The sequence below is a fragment of the Halomonas sp. GXIMD04776 genome, from assembly GCF_049808615.1.
Lineage (GTDB): Bacteria > Pseudomonadota > Gammaproteobacteria > Pseudomonadales > Halomonadaceae > Modicisalibacter.
In genome coordinates this window covers 1-545 of record NZ_JBNCAN010000072.1, presented here as the reverse complement: position 1 = coordinate 545, position 545 = coordinate 1, and the positions used below count along the sequence as shown (strand labels likewise).

The 545-nt window shown below is 56.7% G+C and carries 2 tRNA genes; both read right to left on the bottom strand.

From position 1 onward, the window contains the following. Position 1 precedes the first annotated feature (1 nt). Positions 2-74: transfer RNA gene (locus ACPF7Z_RS19445), tRNA-Ala, on the bottom strand. Positions 75-275: 201 nt separating this feature from the next. Further along, a tRNA-Ile gene (locus ACPF7Z_RS19440) sits at positions 276-352 on the bottom strand. Between the last annotated feature and the right edge of the window lie 193 nt (positions 353-545).

Below are 545 nucleotides of genomic sequence, written 5' to 3'. Positions count from 1 at the left end.
GTGGAGCCTAGCGGGATCGAACCGCTGACCTCCTGCGTGCAAGGCAGGCGCTCTCCCAGCTGAGCTAAGGCCCCTTTTAGCAACACCTCGGTGCGAAAGGGTATTTTGGTCAAAGCAAGGCATTTTGTGACGTGGCACCTACTATGCGAGTCACAAAATAACGCAGCTTTGGCTAAAATTGGTGGGCCTGGGCAGACTCGAAGGACCCCGGCAACCTCACCCTCTTCTTTATTTCACCCCAGGGGGGTGCACTCTAACCAACGGAGCGAGAAGAATGGTGGGTCTGGGCAGACTCGAACTGCCGACCTCACCCTTATCAGGGGTGCGCTCTAACCAACTGAGCTACAGACCCGGTCGTGTGTAACTGCTCCCAGGAATAGAACACGCCGGTCGGCCGACCTCACCCCGCTCTTTACCCAAGGGCAAGGGATGCGCGCTCACCAACTGAGCGACAGACCCGGCTTTCCCACCGTCAGGATCCGCTCCCAAACAGTCATTGCTCTATTTGATCAGGTAATTGATGTGAGCACTTGCCAGGACACAGT